At 73.2% G+C, this 15830-nt stretch carries 12 protein-coding genes; 4 read left to right on the plus strand and 8 right to left on the minus strand.

From position 1 onward, the window contains the following. The first annotated feature begins 191 nt into the window (after positions 1-191). On the plus strand, positions 192-1778 hold the full coding sequence (locus BX286_RS04595) for a phospholipase (protein WP_121014598.1): 1587 nt from the start codon (positions 192-194) through the stop codon (positions 1776-1778). A gap of 18 nt (positions 1779-1796) precedes the next feature. Here the strand turns inward: BX286_RS04595 and BX286_RS04600 are convergent, their stop codons facing one another. The 7 genes from BX286_RS04600 to BX286_RS04630 form a co-directional block, all read right to left on the minus strand. Next, the gene (locus BX286_RS04600) at positions 1797-2189 is read right to left on the minus strand and encodes a hypothetical protein (RefSeq protein WP_079424026.1); all 393 of its coding nucleotides are present in this window, start codon (positions 2187-2189) and stop codon (positions 1797-1799) included. A 323-nt stretch (positions 2190-2512) separates the two neighbouring features. After that, positions 2513-3436 (minus strand): MurR/RpiR family transcriptional regulator, encoded by a 924-nt coding sequence (locus BX286_RS04605; protein WP_079424028.1) that lies wholly within the window; start codon positions 3434-3436, stop codon positions 2513-2515. Between the two features lie 130 nt (positions 3437-3566). Further along, positions 3567-4367 (minus strand): hypothetical protein, encoded by an 801-nt coding sequence (locus BX286_RS04610; protein WP_187344089.1) that lies wholly within the window; start codon positions 4365-4367, stop codon positions 3567-3569. After that, complete coding sequence (locus tag BX286_RS04615; RefSeq protein ID WP_121014599.1) at positions 4367-5632, minus strand: VWA domain-containing protein; 1266 nt, start codon at positions 5630-5632, stop codon at positions 4367-4369. Before BX286_RS04615 ends, BX286_RS04610 begins: the two co-directional genes overlap by 1 nt. 120 nt (positions 5633-5752) lie before the next feature. Beyond that, positions 5753-6949, minus strand: coding sequence for a cytochrome P450 (locus tag BX286_RS04620; RefSeq protein WP_100864710.1), 1197 nt, complete (start codon positions 6947-6949; stop codon positions 5753-5755). A gap of 82 nt (positions 6950-7031) precedes the next feature. Next, positions 7032-9311: a HelD family protein gene (locus BX286_RS04625; protein WP_398898202.1), complete on the minus strand. Its 2280-nt coding sequence runs from the start codon at positions 9309-9311 to the stop codon at positions 7032-7034. 175 nt (positions 9312-9486) lie between these two features. Next, positions 9487-9963 (minus strand): hypothetical protein, encoded by a 477-nt coding sequence (locus BX286_RS04630; protein ID WP_121014600.1) that lies wholly within the window; start codon positions 9961-9963, stop codon positions 9487-9489. 472 nt (positions 9964-10435) lie between these two features. On the opposite strand from BX286_RS04630, the gene BX286_RS04635 reads away from it, so the two are divergent. Next, positions 10436-12313 (plus strand): galactose oxidase early set domain-containing protein, encoded by a 1878-nt coding sequence (locus BX286_RS04635; RefSeq protein WP_121014601.1) that lies wholly within the window; start codon positions 10436-10438, stop codon positions 12311-12313. A gap of 199 nt (positions 12314-12512) precedes the next feature. Further along, positions 12513-12737, plus strand: a complete 225-nt coding sequence (locus BX286_RS04640; protein ID WP_079424039.1) for an acyl-CoA carboxylase subunit epsilon — start codon at positions 12513-12515, stop codon at positions 12735-12737. A gap of 5 nt (positions 12738-12742) precedes the next feature. On the opposite strand, the gene BX286_RS04645 is transcribed toward BX286_RS04640, so the two are convergent. Then, positions 12743-14374 (minus strand): FAD-dependent monooxygenase, encoded by a 1632-nt coding sequence (locus tag BX286_RS04645; RefSeq protein WP_121014602.1) that lies wholly within the window; start codon positions 14372-14374, stop codon positions 12743-12745. Between the two features lie 294 nt (positions 14375-14668). Between BX286_RS04645 and BX286_RS04650 the strand changes: the two genes are divergently transcribed. Further along, positions 14669-15754 (plus strand): SchA/CurD-like domain-containing protein, encoded by a 1086-nt coding sequence (locus tag BX286_RS04650; RefSeq protein WP_079424043.1) that lies wholly within the window; start codon positions 14669-14671, stop codon positions 15752-15754. The last annotated feature ends 76 nt before the right edge of the window (positions 15755-15830 follow it).

The raw sequence follows: 15830 nt of genomic DNA on the forward strand, positions 1-15830 counted from the left end.
CCCGCCGGGCGCCCCGCGCCTTCCCGATCGGCGTCCTCGGCAGCCGGGAGGGTGTGGCCGGAAGCAGACCAGGGTGGATGAACAGGACCTTACGGGCTGGTAACTTGCGCGAGTTGATCAAGGCCGGAGCGCGGCTCCCTCCCGGTGCCGTGCCTTCCGGTCCGAGCCACCCCCCTTACCTAGGAACCACATTGGCACGCACCGTCCGCACGACGGCCCTCTCGCTCGCGCTCCCCTTCGCCCTGCTCACCGCCACCCCGGCCTTCGCCGACTCCCCCACCCCGCACCTGGACTCGGTCGAGCAGGCCGTGCGCCAGTCCTCGCCCGGCCTCGAGGGCTCGGTCTGGGAGCGCACCTCGGGCAACCGCCTCGGCGCCTCCGCGCCCGGCGGCTCCGACTGGCTGCTCCAGACGCCCGGCTGCTGGGGCGACCCCTCCTGCGCCGACCGCCCGGGCTCGCGCCGGCTGCTCGAGAAGATGCGCGAGGACATCGGCAGGGCGAAGCAGAGCGTGGACATATCCACGCTGGCGCCGTTCCCCAACGGGGCCTTCCAGGACGCGATCGTGGCGGGCCTGAAGGAATCGGTGCGGCAGGGCAACCGCCTCCAGGTGCGGATCCTGGTCGGCGCGGCGCCCGTCTACCACGCCAACGTGATCCCGTCCTCCTACCGTGACGAGCTGATCGGCAAGCTGGGTCCGGCGGCCGCGAGCGTCACCCTCAACGTGGCGTCGATGACGACGTCCAAGACCGGGTTCTCCTGGAACCACTCCAAGCTCGTCGTGGTCGACGGCGGCACGGTGATCACCGGTGGCATCAACAGCTGGAAGGACGACTACCTCGACACCGCGCACCCGGTGAACGACGTCGACCTGGCGCTGTCGGGCCCCGCGGCGGGCTCCGCCGGCCGCTACCTCGACACGCTGTGGGACTGGACCTGCCGCAACAAGAGCAGCTGGTCCACGGTCTGGTTCGCGTCCTCGAACGACGCGGGCTGCATGCCCACCCTCCCCCGGCCCGCCGCCCCGGCCGGCGGCGGCGACGTCCCGGCCCTCGCGGTCGGCGGCCTGGGCGTGGGCATCCGCCAGAGCGACCCGGCCTCGGCGTTCAGCCCCGTCCTGCCGGCTGCGTCCGACACGAAGTGCGGCATCGGGGTGCACGACTACACCAACGCCGACCGGGACTACGACACGGTCAACCCGGAGGAGAGCGCCCTGCGCGCGCTGGTCGCGAGCGCGACCAGCCATGTCGAGATCTCCCAGCAGGACCTGCACGCGACCTGCCCGCCGCTGCCCCGCTACGACGTCCGCCTCTACGACACCCTGGCCGCGAAGCTGGCCGCCGGGGTCAAGGTGCGCATCGTCGTCAGCGACCCGGCCAACCGCGGTGCGGTCGGCAGCGGCGGCTACTCGCAGATCAAGTCCCTCAACGAGGTGAGCGACGCGCTGCGCGGCCGGCTGACCGCGCTGACCGGCGACGAGGGCAGGTCCAGGGCCGCGATGTGCCAGAACCTCCAGCTGGCGACCTTCCGCGCCTCGGACAAGCCGACGTGGGCGGACGGCAACCCGTACGCCCAGCACCACAAGCTGGTCTCGGTGGACGACGCGGCCTTCTACGTCGGTTCGAAGAACCTGTACCCGTCCTGGCTCCAGGACTTCGGCTACGTCGTCGAGAGCCCGTCGGCCGCGCGCCAGGTGGCGGACTCGCTGCTGGCGCCGCAGTGGAAGTACTCGCAGGCGACCGCGACGTACGACTACGCGCGCGGCACCTGCCAGAACTGACGCCCCGCGGGCCTCGGGTCAGCGCCTGCGCTGGCCCGGGGTGCCCGCCGCGAGCAGCAGCGCCTCGGAGACCAGGCGCGCGCCCCGGGAGAGCCGGCCGAGCTGTTCGAGCTCGATGGCGTACATCCGGATGGTGTTCTCGATGACCGACTCGGCGATACCCATGGCCGGCAGTTCGGCCCGGCTGGTGTGCAGGGCCACGCGGACCGCGCGCATCTCGTGCTGGAGCTGGAGCTGTACGTGCCGGGCGAGCAGGGCGTGGTGACGGGTCAGCGTCAGGTAGCTGCCGTAGCGGGCCGGGAGGAGGTCCCGCAGCCAGCGCGTGGCGCTGCGTTCCCAGTCGTGCGTGCCGGGGGCCTTGACCTGGAGGGGCCAGTCCGGGCTGCGCGTGAGGGTGGCCGTCTGGGGCATCTCGTCACTTCCGAGGGGTGTGGAACTCTGATCGAGAGACTGCTGAGGGGGGCGGCCTCGGCCCAGGGGTTGACCGAGGCCGCCAGGGGCGCTCCTCCGGGGATCCGTATGCCCTGACCCGACACCCGGTCCCGCCGTGAGGAGGTCCGGCGTAGGGGGTGTCCGTTCGAGGCGGGCGCGGGGAACGTCCGCCTTGGCGTCTGAGGGATCCGGAGCGCCTGCGTCAGTAAACATATATACCGTCGAGTAAGCAAGAGTATGAAAAATTTCATGCATGCCCGAGCAGTGAATATCTCCGCTTCACACCGGGTGAAAAATCACCCCTACAGGAAGAAACCGTGCTGGTCGGCGGCCTGCTCGTACTGTTCGAGCCGAGCCTGGGTCCTTTCGGGGTCGGCGTCCGCCATGGCCTGGAGCAGGGCCGCGGAGAGCATCCCGGGGGCCGCGTAGGAGTCGAAGACCAGCCGTGAGCCGGTGCCGGCCGTCAGCACCACGTCGGCCTCCTCGACCAGCGGGCCCACCGTGGGGTCCGTGATCAGGACCACGCTCAGCCCGGTGCTGCGGGCCGCCCGCAGCGCGGCCAGGGTCTCGTTGGCGTGCCGGGGCATGGCGAAGGCCAGCACCCAGCTGCCGCCCGCCGCCCGTGACTGGAGCAGGGCGTCGTAGGCCACGCTGCCGCCCCGGGTCACCAGGCGCACGTCGGGGTGGATGCGGCGGGCCGCGTAGGCGAAGTACTCGGCGAGGGAGACGGAGATCCGCAGCCCCAGCACGGTCAGCGGGACGGAGCGGGCCAGCTCGCGGCCGATGCCGAGCACCTGGTTGGTGTCGGCGAGCAGGCGCCGGACGTTCTCCAGGTTCTCGATCTCGGCGTCGACGGCGGCCTGGAGCTCGTTGTGGCGGATCTGCTCGCGGGTGTCGGCGGTGCCCCCGGCCACGGCGCTCAGCGCCATCGGCTGGAGCACCTCGCGCAGGGCCGGATAGCCGCTGAAGCCCAGGGAGGCGGCGAACCGGGTCACGGAGGGCTGGCTGACCCCGACCCGCTCGGCGAGTTCCGTGATGGACAGGAACGCCGCCTCGGTGAGGTGGTCGATCAGGTACTGGGCGATCCGCCGCTGGCCCGGGGAGAGCCGGCGGCCGTCGAAGAGCGCGAGGAGCCGGTCCGCCGGCGGTTTCTCCCGCTCCTGGGGCGGGCTCTGGCTGGGCGTGATCGCGGCCGCCTGCGCGCGTGCCTGCTGCCCCGATGACACCGGCGGCCTCCTTCTCACGTCACTCTTCCTCCAACATAGCCCACGCTCCGTGGCCGGATGATCGTCCGGCACGGCACGGGGCACCCCGCGGGTGCGCCGCACCGGTACGCGGTACCGGTGCGGCGCACGTTCAGCCCTGCGGCCGGGCCGGACGGCCCGAACCCCTGGTCAGGGTGTAGCCGTAGATGCCCGCCAGGGCACCGAGCACCCCGCCGGCGGCGGTCCACAGCCAGCGGTCGGACCACCAGCCGCCGGACCAGCCGCCCTCCGGCGCGCGCGCCTCGCGCTGCTGCTCCGAGGCGCCCCCGATGCCCGGGACCAGCGGCTCGCCCAGGGCGGCGTCCACCGCCTGCGCCCCGCCGGTGTCCTTCACCTCGGCCTCGACCTGTGCCTTCACGGGCAGGCCGTGGTCGTCCTCGGGCACGCCGACGACCGTCAGGCGGACGTAGTAGCTGCCCGGCAGCGGGTCGTTCGACCAGGGCTCGGCCCCGGAGCGGACCGTGCGCAGGGTGCAGGAGAGCTCCGCGGTGGCGGCCTCCTTGGCCACCGCCACGTGCTGGTTGCCGTACGTGCAGGGCTGGCGGCGGCGCAGGCCGTCGTACAGGTCGAGCTGCCAGGTCTGCGCGCCGTGCCGGGACGCGGACTCGGGGAGGGTCACCGTGGCCCGTACGGTGAGCCGGTTGCCGGTGTCGGCGGGCACCGCCCAGTACAGGTAGTCGCCGGTGGACGCCGAGGCGGTGGCCTTCTGGCCGGGCCGGAACAGGGCCGCGGTACGGAAGCCGGTGCCGGCCTCGGTGGGCGCGGAGCCGTCCTTGCCGGTGGCCTTGCCCGCGCTGGGCGCGGGGCTCGGGGCGGCGACGGCTGCGGCCGCCGGGGCCAGGAGGGCCGCGCCCACGAAGAGGGCGGCGGCCAGGGTGCGTACGGTACGCATCAGTTGGTCCTCCAGACGGAGATGCGCCAGCGCGAGATCCAGCCCCAGACCAGTCCGGCGAGCAGGCCGGTGAGGACCAGCAGGCCGAGCAGCCACCAGCCGCGGCCGAGGCCGAAGGAGGCGACGTCGGAGCCCTCGTCGGGGCCGTCGACCAGGTCGACGGTCAGCTCGACGGGCATGCCGGGGGCGGTCTTGACGGCCGGTCCGGCGGAGAAGGAGTTGCTGACCTGGAGGCAGACGGTCTCGGGCTTGTCCTCCTCGTCGCCGTCCGCTTCGGCCTTGGGGTAGCGCAGGCCGGTGGAGATCACGTCGGTGCGGCCGTCGCCGGCCTCGGAACCGCGGACGATCTCCCGGCCGTGCACGGTGGTCGCGCGCAGCAGGACCCCGTAGTCGTTGTTGACGGCCCGGTCGGCGCCGATGCTCACCGAGGCGCGCAGCTCCTGGCCGGGATGGACGTCGACCTTGTACCAGCGGTGCTCGCCGAAGGTCTCGCGGTCGCTGTAGAGGCCGGCCTTCAGCGCCGGGGCGTTCTCGCAGCTCTTGGCGCCCTCCGTGGCCACCGGGGTGGCGACGGGGTCGGCGGCCCGGGTGACGAGCTGTCTGACCCTGCCGGAGAGTTCGGCGGTGTGCGCCACGGAGGTGTAGGTGCCTCCCGTGGCCTCGGCGATGCAGGTCAGCTGAGCGCGGGTCTTGGCGTCGGGGACGAGGCCGAGGGTGTCCACGACGAGGTGGATGCCCTTGGCGGCGATGTCACGGGCCACCTCGCAGGGGTCGAGCGGGGCGCAGGTGTCCTCGCCGTCGGTGATGAGCACGATGCGGCGGGTGGCGTTGCCGCCGTCCAGGTCCTGGGCGGCGGCCTGGAGGGCCGGGCCGATGGGCGTCCAGCCGGTGGGGGCGAGGGTGGCGACGGCGGTCTTGGCCTCGGTGCGGTCGACCGTGCCGACGGGGTAGAGCTGCTTGGTGTCCTTGCAGCCGAGCGCCCGGTCCTCGCCGGGGTAGGTGGCGCCCAGGGTCCTTATGCCCAGGCGGACTTCTTGGGGTACCGCGTCCAGGACCTCGTTGAAGGCCTGCTTGGCCGCGGCCATGCGGGACTGGCCGTCTATGTCGTTGGCGCGCATGGAGCCGCTGACGTCGAGCACGAGCTCGACCTTGGGCGGCTCCTTGGCCGGCCCGTCGGCAGCGGCGGCGGTCTGCGGGAAGAGCCCCGCGGTCAAGGCGACGAACAGGCCGCAGGCCCCGGCCGCCAGCCGTTTTCTTGTGATCATCGCCGGATCGTATTGAGGATCGGCGGGGCAGTCCAAACCGTGCGCCGGTGACCGCCGGTGACCGGCGGTCCGCCCCCGCCGGGCGGGGCGGCCGGGCCGGGGCGGAGTCCTGACGGTGGGCTACCAGCGCACCGGGAGGCGGCTCACCCCGTGCATCAGAGCGCCGGGGAGCCATTCCAGCGGGCCGCCGTCCGGGTCCACTGCCAGGTCGGGGAAGCGTTCCAGCAGGCCGCGGACGGCGATGCGGCCCTCCATCCGGGCCAGGGGGGCTCCGATGCAGAAGTGCAGGCCGTGCCCGAAGGCCAGGTGGCCGCCCGCGGGGCGGCGGATGTCGAACACGTCCGGCTCGGGGAAGCGTTCGGGGTCGCGGTCGGCGCCGGCCAGCGAGATCAGTACGGCCTGGCCGGCGGGGATGACCACGCCGCCGATCTCCACGTCCTCGCCGGTGTAGCGGTAGGTGGTGTTCTGCACCGGGCCGTCGTAGCGGAGCATCTCCTCGATGGCCCCGCCGAGCAGTCCGTCGTAGTCGGCGCGCAGGGCGGCCAGCTGGTCGGGGTGGGCGAGGAGGGCCCGTACGCCGTTGGATATGAGGTTGACGGTGGTCTCGTGCCCGGCGACCAGCAGCAGGAAGGCCATGCCGATCAGTTCGTCCGGGGACAGCGAGTCGCCGTCCTCGTCGCGGGTGCGGATCAGCGCGCTGAGCAGGTCCTCGCCGGGGGACTCGGCCTTGGCCTTGACGAGCTCCGCGAGGTAGACGCTGAGCTGCTGGTGGGCACTGTTGTCCAGGGCGCCGGGCTTGGGGGCGACGACCTCCTGGGACCACTCGCGGAAGCGCTCGCGGTCGAGGTCGGGGACGCCGAGCAGTTCGCAGATGACCGTCATGGGCAGCGGGAAGGCCAGGTCCCGGATCAGGTCGCCGGCCCGTTCGGGGCGGGCGGCCATGGCGTCCAGCAGTCCGTCGGTGATCTGCTGGACGCGGGGCCGCATCGCCTCCACCCGGCGGGCGGTGAACTCCCGGGCGACCAGGCGGCGCAGCCGGGTGTGGTGGGGCGGGTCGGACTCGAGCATGTTCGCGTTGGCGGCGGTGGGCTCGATCCCCGGGAAGAGGTCCGTGGCGTGCCAGTCCTTGAGCAGGCCCGGGTGGGTCAGCGCGGCGCGGGCCTCCTCGTAGCGGACGACGAGCCAGTACGGCTCGTTCAGGCGCGTGTTCGGGCCGCTGACCAGGTGCACCGGTCCCGCCTCGCGCAGCCGCGCGAAGAAGGAGTGCGGGTCGGCGTCGAAGTCCGGGCTGAGGGGGATGATGTCGGATACAGGCATCTCGCCACAGTACGACGGCCAACTCGCCCTCCGCCCAGGCGAATCCGGCCACTCGCCCCCGCGAGTGGCCGGTCCTCGACGGTCAGGCCGCGTGCTCCCCGAGCCCGGCCGGGAGCCGGCCGGTGTGGACGACACCCAGGTGCTGGGTGGCGCGGGTGAGGGCGACGTAGAGGTCGCTCGGCGGGAACTGCGCGGGCTCGGCCACGATCACCGTGTCGAACTCCAGGCCCTTGGCCTGGCGCGGGTCCAGCAGGACCACGGGCCGGGTGAGGTCGGGCTCCTCCCCCGCCCGTACGCCGGGCAGCGCGGCGGCCAGCCGGGGGTGCAGGGGTCGCGGGGCGATGACTGCGAGCCGTCCCTCGGCGGGGGCGGTCTCGCGCACGGCCTCGGCGACGGCCGCGGGGAGGTCGGCGCTCTCGCGCACCCGGGGCCGTGCGCCGGTGGAGCGCACCGAGCGGGGCGGTTCGAAGCCGGGGTGGTGGTGGCGCAGCACGGCGGCGGCGACCTCCATGATCTCGGCCGGGGTGCGGTAGTTGACGCCGAGCCGGACGCGCTCGAAGCGGTCGCCCACGTACGGGTCGAGGATCCGCTTCCAGGAGCCGCAGCCCGCCTCGTCACCGGTCTGCGCGGGGTCGCCGACGAGGGTCATGGAGCGGGTGGGGCAGCGACGCATCAGCAGCCGCCAGGCCATCTCGGACAGTTCCTGCGCCTCGTCGACGATGACGTGCCCGAAGGCCCAGGTCCGGTCGGCGGCGGCGCGTTCGGCGGTGGTGCGGTGGTCGGCCTCCTCGTGCCGTTCGGCCATCCGCTCGGCGTCGATGACGTCGTGGGCGGCGAGGTACTCGTTCTCCATGTCCTCGAACTCGTAGGACTCCGAGCCCAGGGAGAGGTCGAGGACGCCCTGGGCGTAGGCGATGCGCTCCAACCGGTCGCGTTCGGCGGCGGCCCGCTCGGCGCTGTCGTCGACGCCGAGGAGTTCGGCGGCCTCGTCGAGGAGCGGGACGTCGGCGGGGGTCCAGTCTTCGGCGGCGCCGGCGGGGCGCCGGATCAGGGCGGCGTCCTCCTCGGACAGGTGGGTGGGGTCGGCGAGGAAGTCGGAGACCAGCTGCCGGGGGGTCAGGCGGGGCCAGAGGGTGTCGATGGCGGCGTGCACGCCGGCGCTGGTGGCGATCTCCTTGCCGAGCTGGGCGACGTCGTCCGGGCCGAGGAGGTTGGGGCCGCCGTAGGGGTCGGCGCCGAGCCGGTCGGCGAGCTGTTCGGTGAGGGCGTCGATGACGGAGAAGGCGAAGTAGGGGCGGGCCAGGTTGTGGGGCAGGCCGGTGCCGCGGGCCCGGTCGCGGGCGGCGTGGGCCATGGTGCGGTCCAGCAGGAGCGTGCCGTAGTCGTCGTGGTCGATCTCCAGGGCGGGCTCGGGGACGAGGTCGTGGTCCTCGCCGCTGCCCGCGGGGACGCCCTCGGGGAGGGTCTGCCGGTCGGCGACGGCCCGGGCGAGGACATCGGCCATGGCGGCGCGGCCCTTGACCTGGGCGGCGCCGGGACGGTCCGTGCCGGTGGCGTGGACGCCGGGGAACAGGTCGCCGGGGGCGGCCAGGAGCACGCCGGTCTCGCCGAGGGAGGGCAGGACCTCGCCGATGTAGCCGAGGAAGGCCGGGTTGGGGCCGACGATGAGCACCCCGCGCTTGCCGAGGAGCTCGCGCTGGGCGTAGAGGAGGTAGGCGGCGCGGTGCAGGGCCACGGCGGTCTTGCCGGTGCCGGGGCCGCCTTCGACGACCAGGACGCCCTGGTGGGGGGAGCGGATGATGCGGTCCTGCTCGGCCTGGATGGTCTGCACGATGTCGTGCATGCGGCCGGTGCGGGCGGCGTCGAGCGCGGCGAGGAGCACGGCGTCGGCGTCGGCGCCCTCGTAGCCGGTGCGTTCGGTGTCGGCGAGGTCCAGGATCTCGTCGTGCAGGGCGGTGACCTCCCGGCCCCGCGTGGTGATGTGGCGCCGGCGGCGCAGGCCCATGGGGACGTGGCCGGTCGCGAGGTAGAAGGGGCGGGCGGCGGCGGCGCGCCAGTCGAGGACGAGGGGGGTGCGCTCGGTGTCGTCCCGTCTGATTCCGATCCGGCCGATGTGGTGGTCGCGGCCGTCGGAGAACTCGAGGCGGCCGAAACAAAGGCCGTGCTCGGCGGCGTTCAGCGCGGAAAGCAGTCCGGACTGCTCGGCGACCATCACATCGCGTTCCAGCCGTGCCTGCAATCCGTTGCCGCTCTCGGCGAGGGCGCCCTGGACGGCGCGTTCGGCCTTGTCCCGCAGGTCTTCGAGGCGCGCGTAGAGCATGTCGATGAATTGCTGCTCGCTCTGGAATTCCTTGTTTGACAATTTCGCTCCCTGCGCGATACGATGCCCCTGCAAAGCTTCCTCACGCCCACTTTCAAGTCTAGGCGTGAATCATCGAATATACGCAGACGCACGCCCCGGACGTCAATTCGTCCGGGGCGTTTTCCGTATTCCCGCAGGTCTCCCCGGCCTGGGGGAGGGGCCCTGCGGGAGGGGGTCAGCGGAGGTCGAAGCTGACCGAGGAGGCCTTGTCGTTCATGCCGTCGCCGACGTAGGCGTTGTAGCCGTAGTAGGTCTGGTGGGCACCCCGGAAGTCGTTGTGCTCCCAGAGGGTGATCGGGCAGGTGATGCCCTGGGCCGAGCTCACTGTGTCGTTCCACCCCCACTGGGAGAGGTTGTTGAACTCCGGGTAGCGCCAGTTGCAGCCGACGCTGCCGCGGAAGGTGAACTCGCTGCCGCCCGAGTTGGCGTCGCTCCAGATCTTGCCGAGGTCCTTGTACTCGGCCTGCGCGCCCAGTTCGGTGGCCTGGGCCTTCGTGGCGAAGCAGCCGCCCTCGCCGGTGTCGACGACGTAGGTGCAGAACTTCGGGGCCTTGGGGGCGGGCTGGGGGCTCGCGGCGGAGGCCGGCGTGGCGGCCGCGGCCAGCACGAGGGCCGCGGCGGCGAGGGCGAGGGAGGACCGGATCATGCGCATGGCTGCTGCTCCTCATATCGGTGCATACGAAGGTGCAAGGGATGGATAGTGCGCTCGGTTCACCGGGGGAACTTTGGGAACTGAAGCGCGACAGCAGCCAACAACCCGCCATAACCACCCGTCCAGGGCACGCAGTTGCCCATGGCATGTTTCGTACGGCGCGTTGCGCGCACCGGGTCCGCCGGCGGCTGGCGCGATCACGGCGCGCGGCGGAGGGCCCGGGCCGGGGTGCGGGCGGGCGCCGGGCAGCGGCGGTTGGTGCGGCCGGGGCGCGGGTGGCCGAAGCCGCCCGCACCCGCCGCACCGGGGCCCGTCCGGCCGAATGTCCCGATACGGGCGAACGGCGCCGGCGGGGGCACCCGTACGAGGCAGGGGGTTCGTGTCATATGAGGCGATATGCCGTTTATCTTCTAGCATGGCGGTCCTCCCGCGCCCTCACGTCCCGGGCGTCGCACACCGAGGAGCGCGTCCCATGTCCCGAACAGCCCGCCGGTCCGCCGCCGCCTCCGCCGCCCTGTCGGCCGCGCTGGCCGCCGCCCTGGCCGCGAGCGCGTTCCTCTCCGCGCCGGCCGCCTCGGCCCACGGGGCCGGGCCCGGAACCGAGCCCGGCCAGGGCCACGGCCAGGGCCATGAGCACGCCGACGCCACCACCGACGCCGAAGCCGCCTTCATCGGCGCCGACCACGCCCGGGCCCACGCCGAACGGCGCAGCGCCGCCGCCGGGGCCGCCGAGTACCCGCAGGCCACCCGCACCGCGAGCCTCGCCGCGCTGACCAGGTCCCAGGCCACGGCCAACAAGGCTTTCTCCGCGGCCCGGGACGGCCGGTTCGCGGAGTTCTTCCCCTCCCCCGACTTCGGCGTCCACGTCGCCCAGCTCCCCACCGGCAAGGTGCTGCTCTTCTCCTTCGAACGGGTCGAAGTCAACCCCACCAAGGAGACCGGCCCCACCGACCGCATCGGCCGGACCAACGCGGGCCGCGCCTTCCTGTGGGACCCGGCCAGGGGGACGGGGGCTCGGGCCTTCAAGGAGGTCCGCCCGCCCACCGTGCTGATGCCGGACGGTACCTACGTCCCGCGCCCGGCGCCGTTCTTCTGCGCGGGGCACGCCTTCCTGCCCAACGGGATGCTGGCGGTCTTCGGCGGCAACGCGGGCGGCAAGGGCGGCAGCGGGGCGAAGCTGTCCTTCGTGTTCGACCCGTGGACCGAGACCTGGTTCCGCAACCGGGACATGTCCGTGGGCCGCTGGTACCCGTCGGTGGTCACCGGCGCCGACGGCCGCCAGACCATCATGTCGGGCCAGTCCGAGCGCGGTACCGGCACCCCCACCCCGGTGGTGGAGCGGTTCCCGGCGAAGGGGCTGCCGGTGCCGTGGCGGACGTACGACATCCCGGCGGGCATGGCCGTGGAGCGGTTCCGGGCGGACGCGCCCTTCCGCAACGACTACCCGCACCTGTTCTCGCTGCGCGACGGCATGATCTACGGGCTGGGCCGCGACGCCGACCAGCAGTGGCTCTTCGACCCGGTTGCGGAGAACCGCACCGCCCTGCCCCGGCGCCCGGCGGACTTCCGGGGCTACGGCTCGGCCGTACCTCTCCCGGCGGGCCTGCGCGGCCCGGACTCGGTCCTCGTCCTCGGCGGCGACCCGCACGACCCGAACACCTACAAGCTGTCGGGCGGACGCTGGAGCACCGAGCGGCCCCGGGCCTTCGGCCGCACCCAGGACGACACCCTGATCCTCCCGGACGCCACCCTGCTCACCGTCAACGGAGCCCTGAGCACCCGCGACTACGGCCACGGCCCGTTCAACCCGAAGGCCGACCTCAAGTACCGGCAGACGGAACTGCGCGACGCCCGCGGCCGCTGGCGGCTGGGCCCGGCCCAGCGGCTGCCGCGCGGGTACCACTCCAACGCGCTGGTGATGCCGGACGGGCGGGTGATGGTGACCGGCGACGAGCTCCAGCAGATCGCCAACGACCCCGACATCCGCGACGCGATGGACGGCAGCATCGAGATCTACGAGCCCGCCTACCTCCACCAGGGCGGCACCCGCCCGGCCCTGGACCGGGTCCCCGGGGGCGAACTCGCGCACGACGCCCTCTTCGAGGTCCGCAGCCGGACCGCCTCCGCCGTCCGCCGGGCCGTCCTGCTGGCGCCGACGACGGTCACCCACGCCGTGAACACCAGCCAGCGGCACCTGGAGCTCGCGGTCACCACGGTCCGGGGCGAGACGATGACCCTGCGCGCCCCGCGCAGCGCGGCCGACGCCCCGCCCGGCTACTACATGCTCTTCCTGCTGGACGGGCGCGGGGTGCCCAGCACCGCCCGATGGGTGAAGCTGGGCCACCGGTAGACCTCCGGTAGACCACGGGAAGGCCACCGGCAGACGGCCGCCCCGCCACCGTCCGGCCGCATCGCCCGGACGGCTGTGGACAACCGCCGTCCGGCGCGACACGCCCACGTTCGGCCCCGTAGCGTCGTCAGCGTCGGGCCCACAGGCCCGGCGGGCCCGGTCGGGCGAGGGGGAAACCTCCTGCTGAGAGGCCGTCACCATGCGAAGCGAAGACGCGATATCCAGCCTGCTCCGGGTCCACCGGGGCACCGCAGGCCCCGAGGAACTGGCCGCGATCACGGTCGTGGTCGCCTGCCTCGCGGGCCGGACCGGCCGGCGACCGGCCTCCCCGGCGCACGCCCCGGGGCACGCCACGGCGCACCGCCGCCCGCAGCCGCGGCCCGGGGGCCACGGCTGCTGGGCCGGGTGCTGGGCCTGCCGCTGAGCGGCCTAGGCGCGCCGCAGCACCCGGGTCAGCGCGTCCAGGAGCTCTCCGCGCGGATCCGCGCAGGCACCCTCCGCGCGCCAGGCGACGAACCCGTCCGGGCGGACGAGGACCGCTCCGTCGGCGGACAGTTCGTGGAGCTCCGCCCAGTCGGAACCGTCCGGCTGGACCAGGTCGGCGTCCGGGGCGGAGCCGACGGTGTAGGCGTCCAGGCGTGCGCCGAGCTCCCGCGCGACGTGGCCGGCGGCCTCCTTCCAGGGCGTGCCCGGGCTGCTGAGCAGCACGAAGGAGGTCTCGTACAGGTCGAGCAGGGAGACCCGCTGCCCGGCCCTCGTCAGCCACATGTGCGGGGCGCGGGTGCCGACGTCGCCCTTGAGGCGCATGGTCTCGGGGATGATCGGCCGGTCCGGGTCGCCGCCGACGACGGCGCCCTCGGGGTAGCAGTAGCCCATGGCGGTGGTGAGCACCCCGCTGCCCGGGCCGCCGCCCATGGTGGGCGGCGGCACGTACCCGGGGTGGCTGTGTTCGGCCGAGCGGGCGGAGGCACGTTCGCTGGTGGCCCGGGCGACGGGGAGCCGCTCGTCCTCGTAGGTGTGCAGCAGGCCGGGTCCGGCGGAGCCGTTCAGCACGGCGGCGATCTTCCAGGCCAGGTTGTGCGCGTCCTGGATGCCGGTGTTGGAGCCGAAGGCGCCGGTCGGGGACATCTCGTGCGCGGCGTCGCCGACGACGAAGACCCGGCCGACGGAGTACTGCTGCGCGACGCGCTCGGCGGCGTGCCAGGGGGCCTTGCCGCCGATCTCCACGTCCAGGTCCGGCACGCCGATGGCATTGCGGATCTGGGCGATGCAGCGCTCCTCGGTGAAGTCCTCCAGCGTCTCGCCGGTCTCCGGGTGCCAGGGGGCGTGGAAGACCCACTGGGTCTCGTTGTCCACCGGCAGGAGCGCGCCGTCGGCCCCCGGGCGCATCAGGTAGCAGACGATGAAGCGCAGGTCGCCCAGGAGGCCTGCGAGCTGCTCGGAGCGGAAGACGATGCTGACGTTGTGGAACAGCTCGCCGCTGCCGGCCTGCCGGATGCCCAGGGCCTCGCGGACGGGGCTGCGCGGCCCGTCGGCGGCGATCAGGTAGTCGGCGCGGACGGTGATGTGCTCGCCGGTTTCCCGGTTCTTCACCAGGGCGCTGACGCCCTCGGCGTCCTGGTCGAAGCTCATCAGCTCGGTGGAGAAGCGTACGTCGGCGCCCTGGGCGCGGCTCTGCGCGGCCAGGACCGGCTCGATGTTGTTCTGGCTGCACAGGCACCAGCCGGTGGGGCTGAACCGGGCGAGCGCCCCGGTGGGGTCGACGGCCTTGATGAGCCACTTGTGCTCGCCGCCGATCAGCGCCTGGGTCTGCAGAATGCCCTGGTTGGCCTCCAGGGCGGAGGCCTCCTTGCGGATGGCGGGTTCGACCCCGGCCGTCCGGAACAGCTCCATCGTTCGGGCGTTGATCCCGCGTCCGCGCGGGTGGACGGAGGTTCCGGCGTGCTTCTCGACCACCATGTGCCTGATGCCGTGGCGGCTCAGGAACAGCGAGGTGGAGAGGCCCACGAGGGAACCGCCCACGACGAGGACCGGTACGCGGACATCGGCATGCTCTTCCATCGGCTGCGGGCTCCTGTTTCGTGTGGGGGAAGTGCAAGGGGCAGTCGACGGCTTATGCCCCCGATCAGCCTTCTTGCCCGGGCGAGTCGCGTCTTGTCACCCGCTTGATCCGGAGATGTCGCGATCCGTACCCGGGCGGATGACGATGAGCGACAGCGGCGGCCCCTCCCGTCCGGACCGTCCGCGTCCGGTGACCGCGGGCCACGGGGCCCCGTGCGGCCGGGCAGTTGCCGCCGAATGACGCAGGGGAGCGCGTGCGCGCCGGCGTCCGTGCCCCCACGAAGGAGTGAGCAGATGACAACCACCCTGTCCGAACGGGTGTCGCAGTCCGCGTTCGACGGCTCGATGCTCCGGGTCGTCCTGCTGATGGACCTCCACGAGGGCGCCCAGCAGCGGTTCTTCGAGGCCTACGAGCGGCTGCGGCACGACATCGCCTCGGTGCCCGGGCATCTGGGCGACCAGCTCTGCCAGTCCTTCGAGAACCCCTCGCAGTGGCTGATCACCAGCGAGTGGGAGAGCGCGCCGCAGTACCTCGCCTGGGTCAACAGCGAGGAGCACGCCGAGCAGGTCAAGCCACTGGGCGCCTGCGCCCGCTCGATGCGCCCGCTGAAGTTCACGGTGCTGCGCGAGACCGGCCGGCGCTACGACGCCCCGCAGGCGGGGTTCGGCGGCCGGCTGCAGGAGGCGCCGCGGCTCGGTGAGGGCATCGTCCGGCACGCGCTGACCTTCACGGTCAAGCCGGGCAGCGAGGAGAAGGTCGCCGAGCTGCTGTCCTCGTACTCCTCCCCGGCCGCCCGTGTCGACGACCACACCCGGCTGCTGCGGACCTCCCTGTTCATGCACGGCAACCGGGTGGTGCGGGCCGTGGAGGTGAAGGGCGACCTCACGGCCGCGCTGCGGCACGTCGCGGAGCAGCCCGAGGTGCGGGCCGTGGAACAGGCCATCAACCCGTACCTGGAGCAGGACCGGGACCTGACCGACCCGGAGTCCGCCCGGATGTTCTTCATGCGCGCGGGCCTGCCGGCCGTCCACCACGTCGCCGCGCACGGCCCGCAGCCCGACCGGATCACCCGGCACGCGCTGTTCTACCCGGCCAAGCCGGGCTGCGGCCCGCTCGTGGCCCGGTTCCTCGCCCGCCAGGACGAGGAGGCCGCGAAGATCCCCACCAGTCCCGTGCTGAGCAGCAGCATCTTCCAGCGGGACGACGTCGTGGTCCGCCTTCTCGACGTCAGCGGGCCGGCCGACGGCCGCTTCGCGGGCGGCTTCGGACTGGACGGCCCGCGCGGCGCGGCGGTGCTGGACCGGATGCTGGCCGGCGCTCCGCACGCCCCGTACCCCATGGACCTGATCACCGACCGCCGGGCTCCGGCGCAGTCCTGAACCGGCCGGGCGGCGGCACCCCGCGCGGGTGCTCGCCCCGGCGCCGTGCACCACCCCCACCCCCACCCCCACCGGC

The sequence above is a fragment of the Streptomyces sp. 3211.6 genome (assembly GCF_003634815.1).
Taxonomy (GTDB): domain Bacteria; phylum Actinomycetota; class Actinomycetes; order Streptomycetales; family Streptomycetaceae; genus Streptomyces; species Streptomyces katrae_A.

Bases quoted from the DNA above. Each gene is read 5' to 3' on its own strand.
- BX286_RS04635 (WP_121014601.1), top strand. From the start codon at position 10,436: ATGTCCCGAACAGCCCGCCGGTCCGCCGCCGCCTCCGCCGCCCTGTCG.
- BX286_RS04610 (WP_187344089.1), bottom strand. From the start codon at position 4,367: ATGCGTACCGTACGCACCCTGGCCGCCGCCCTCTTCGTGGGCGCGGCC.
- BX286_RS04615 (WP_121014599.1), bottom strand. From the start codon at position 5,632: ATGATCACAAGAAAACGGCTGGCGGCCGGGGCCTGCGGCCTGTTCGTC.
- BX286_RS04650 (WP_079424043.1), top strand. From the start codon at position 14,669: ATGACAACCACCCTGTCCGAACGGGTGTCGCAGTCCGCGTTCGACGGC.
- BX286_RS04640 (WP_079424039.1), top strand. From the start codon at position 12,513: ATGCGAAGCGAAGACGCGATATCCAGCCTGCTCCGGGTCCACCGGGGC.
- BX286_RS04630 (WP_121014600.1), bottom strand. From the start codon at position 9,963: ATGCGCATGATCCGGTCCTCCCTCGCCCTCGCCGCCGCGGCCCTCGTG.
- BX286_RS04600 (WP_079424026.1), bottom strand. From the start codon at position 2,189: ATGCCCCAGACGGCCACCCTCACGCGCAGCCCGGACTGGCCCCTCCAG.
- BX286_RS04645 (WP_121014602.1), bottom strand. From the start codon at position 14,374: ATGGAAGAGCATGCCGATGTCCGCGTACCGGTCCTCGTCGTGGGCGGT.
- BX286_RS04620 (WP_100864710.1), bottom strand. From the start codon at position 6,949: ATGCCTGTATCCGACATCATCCCCCTCAGCCCGGACTTCGACGCCGAC.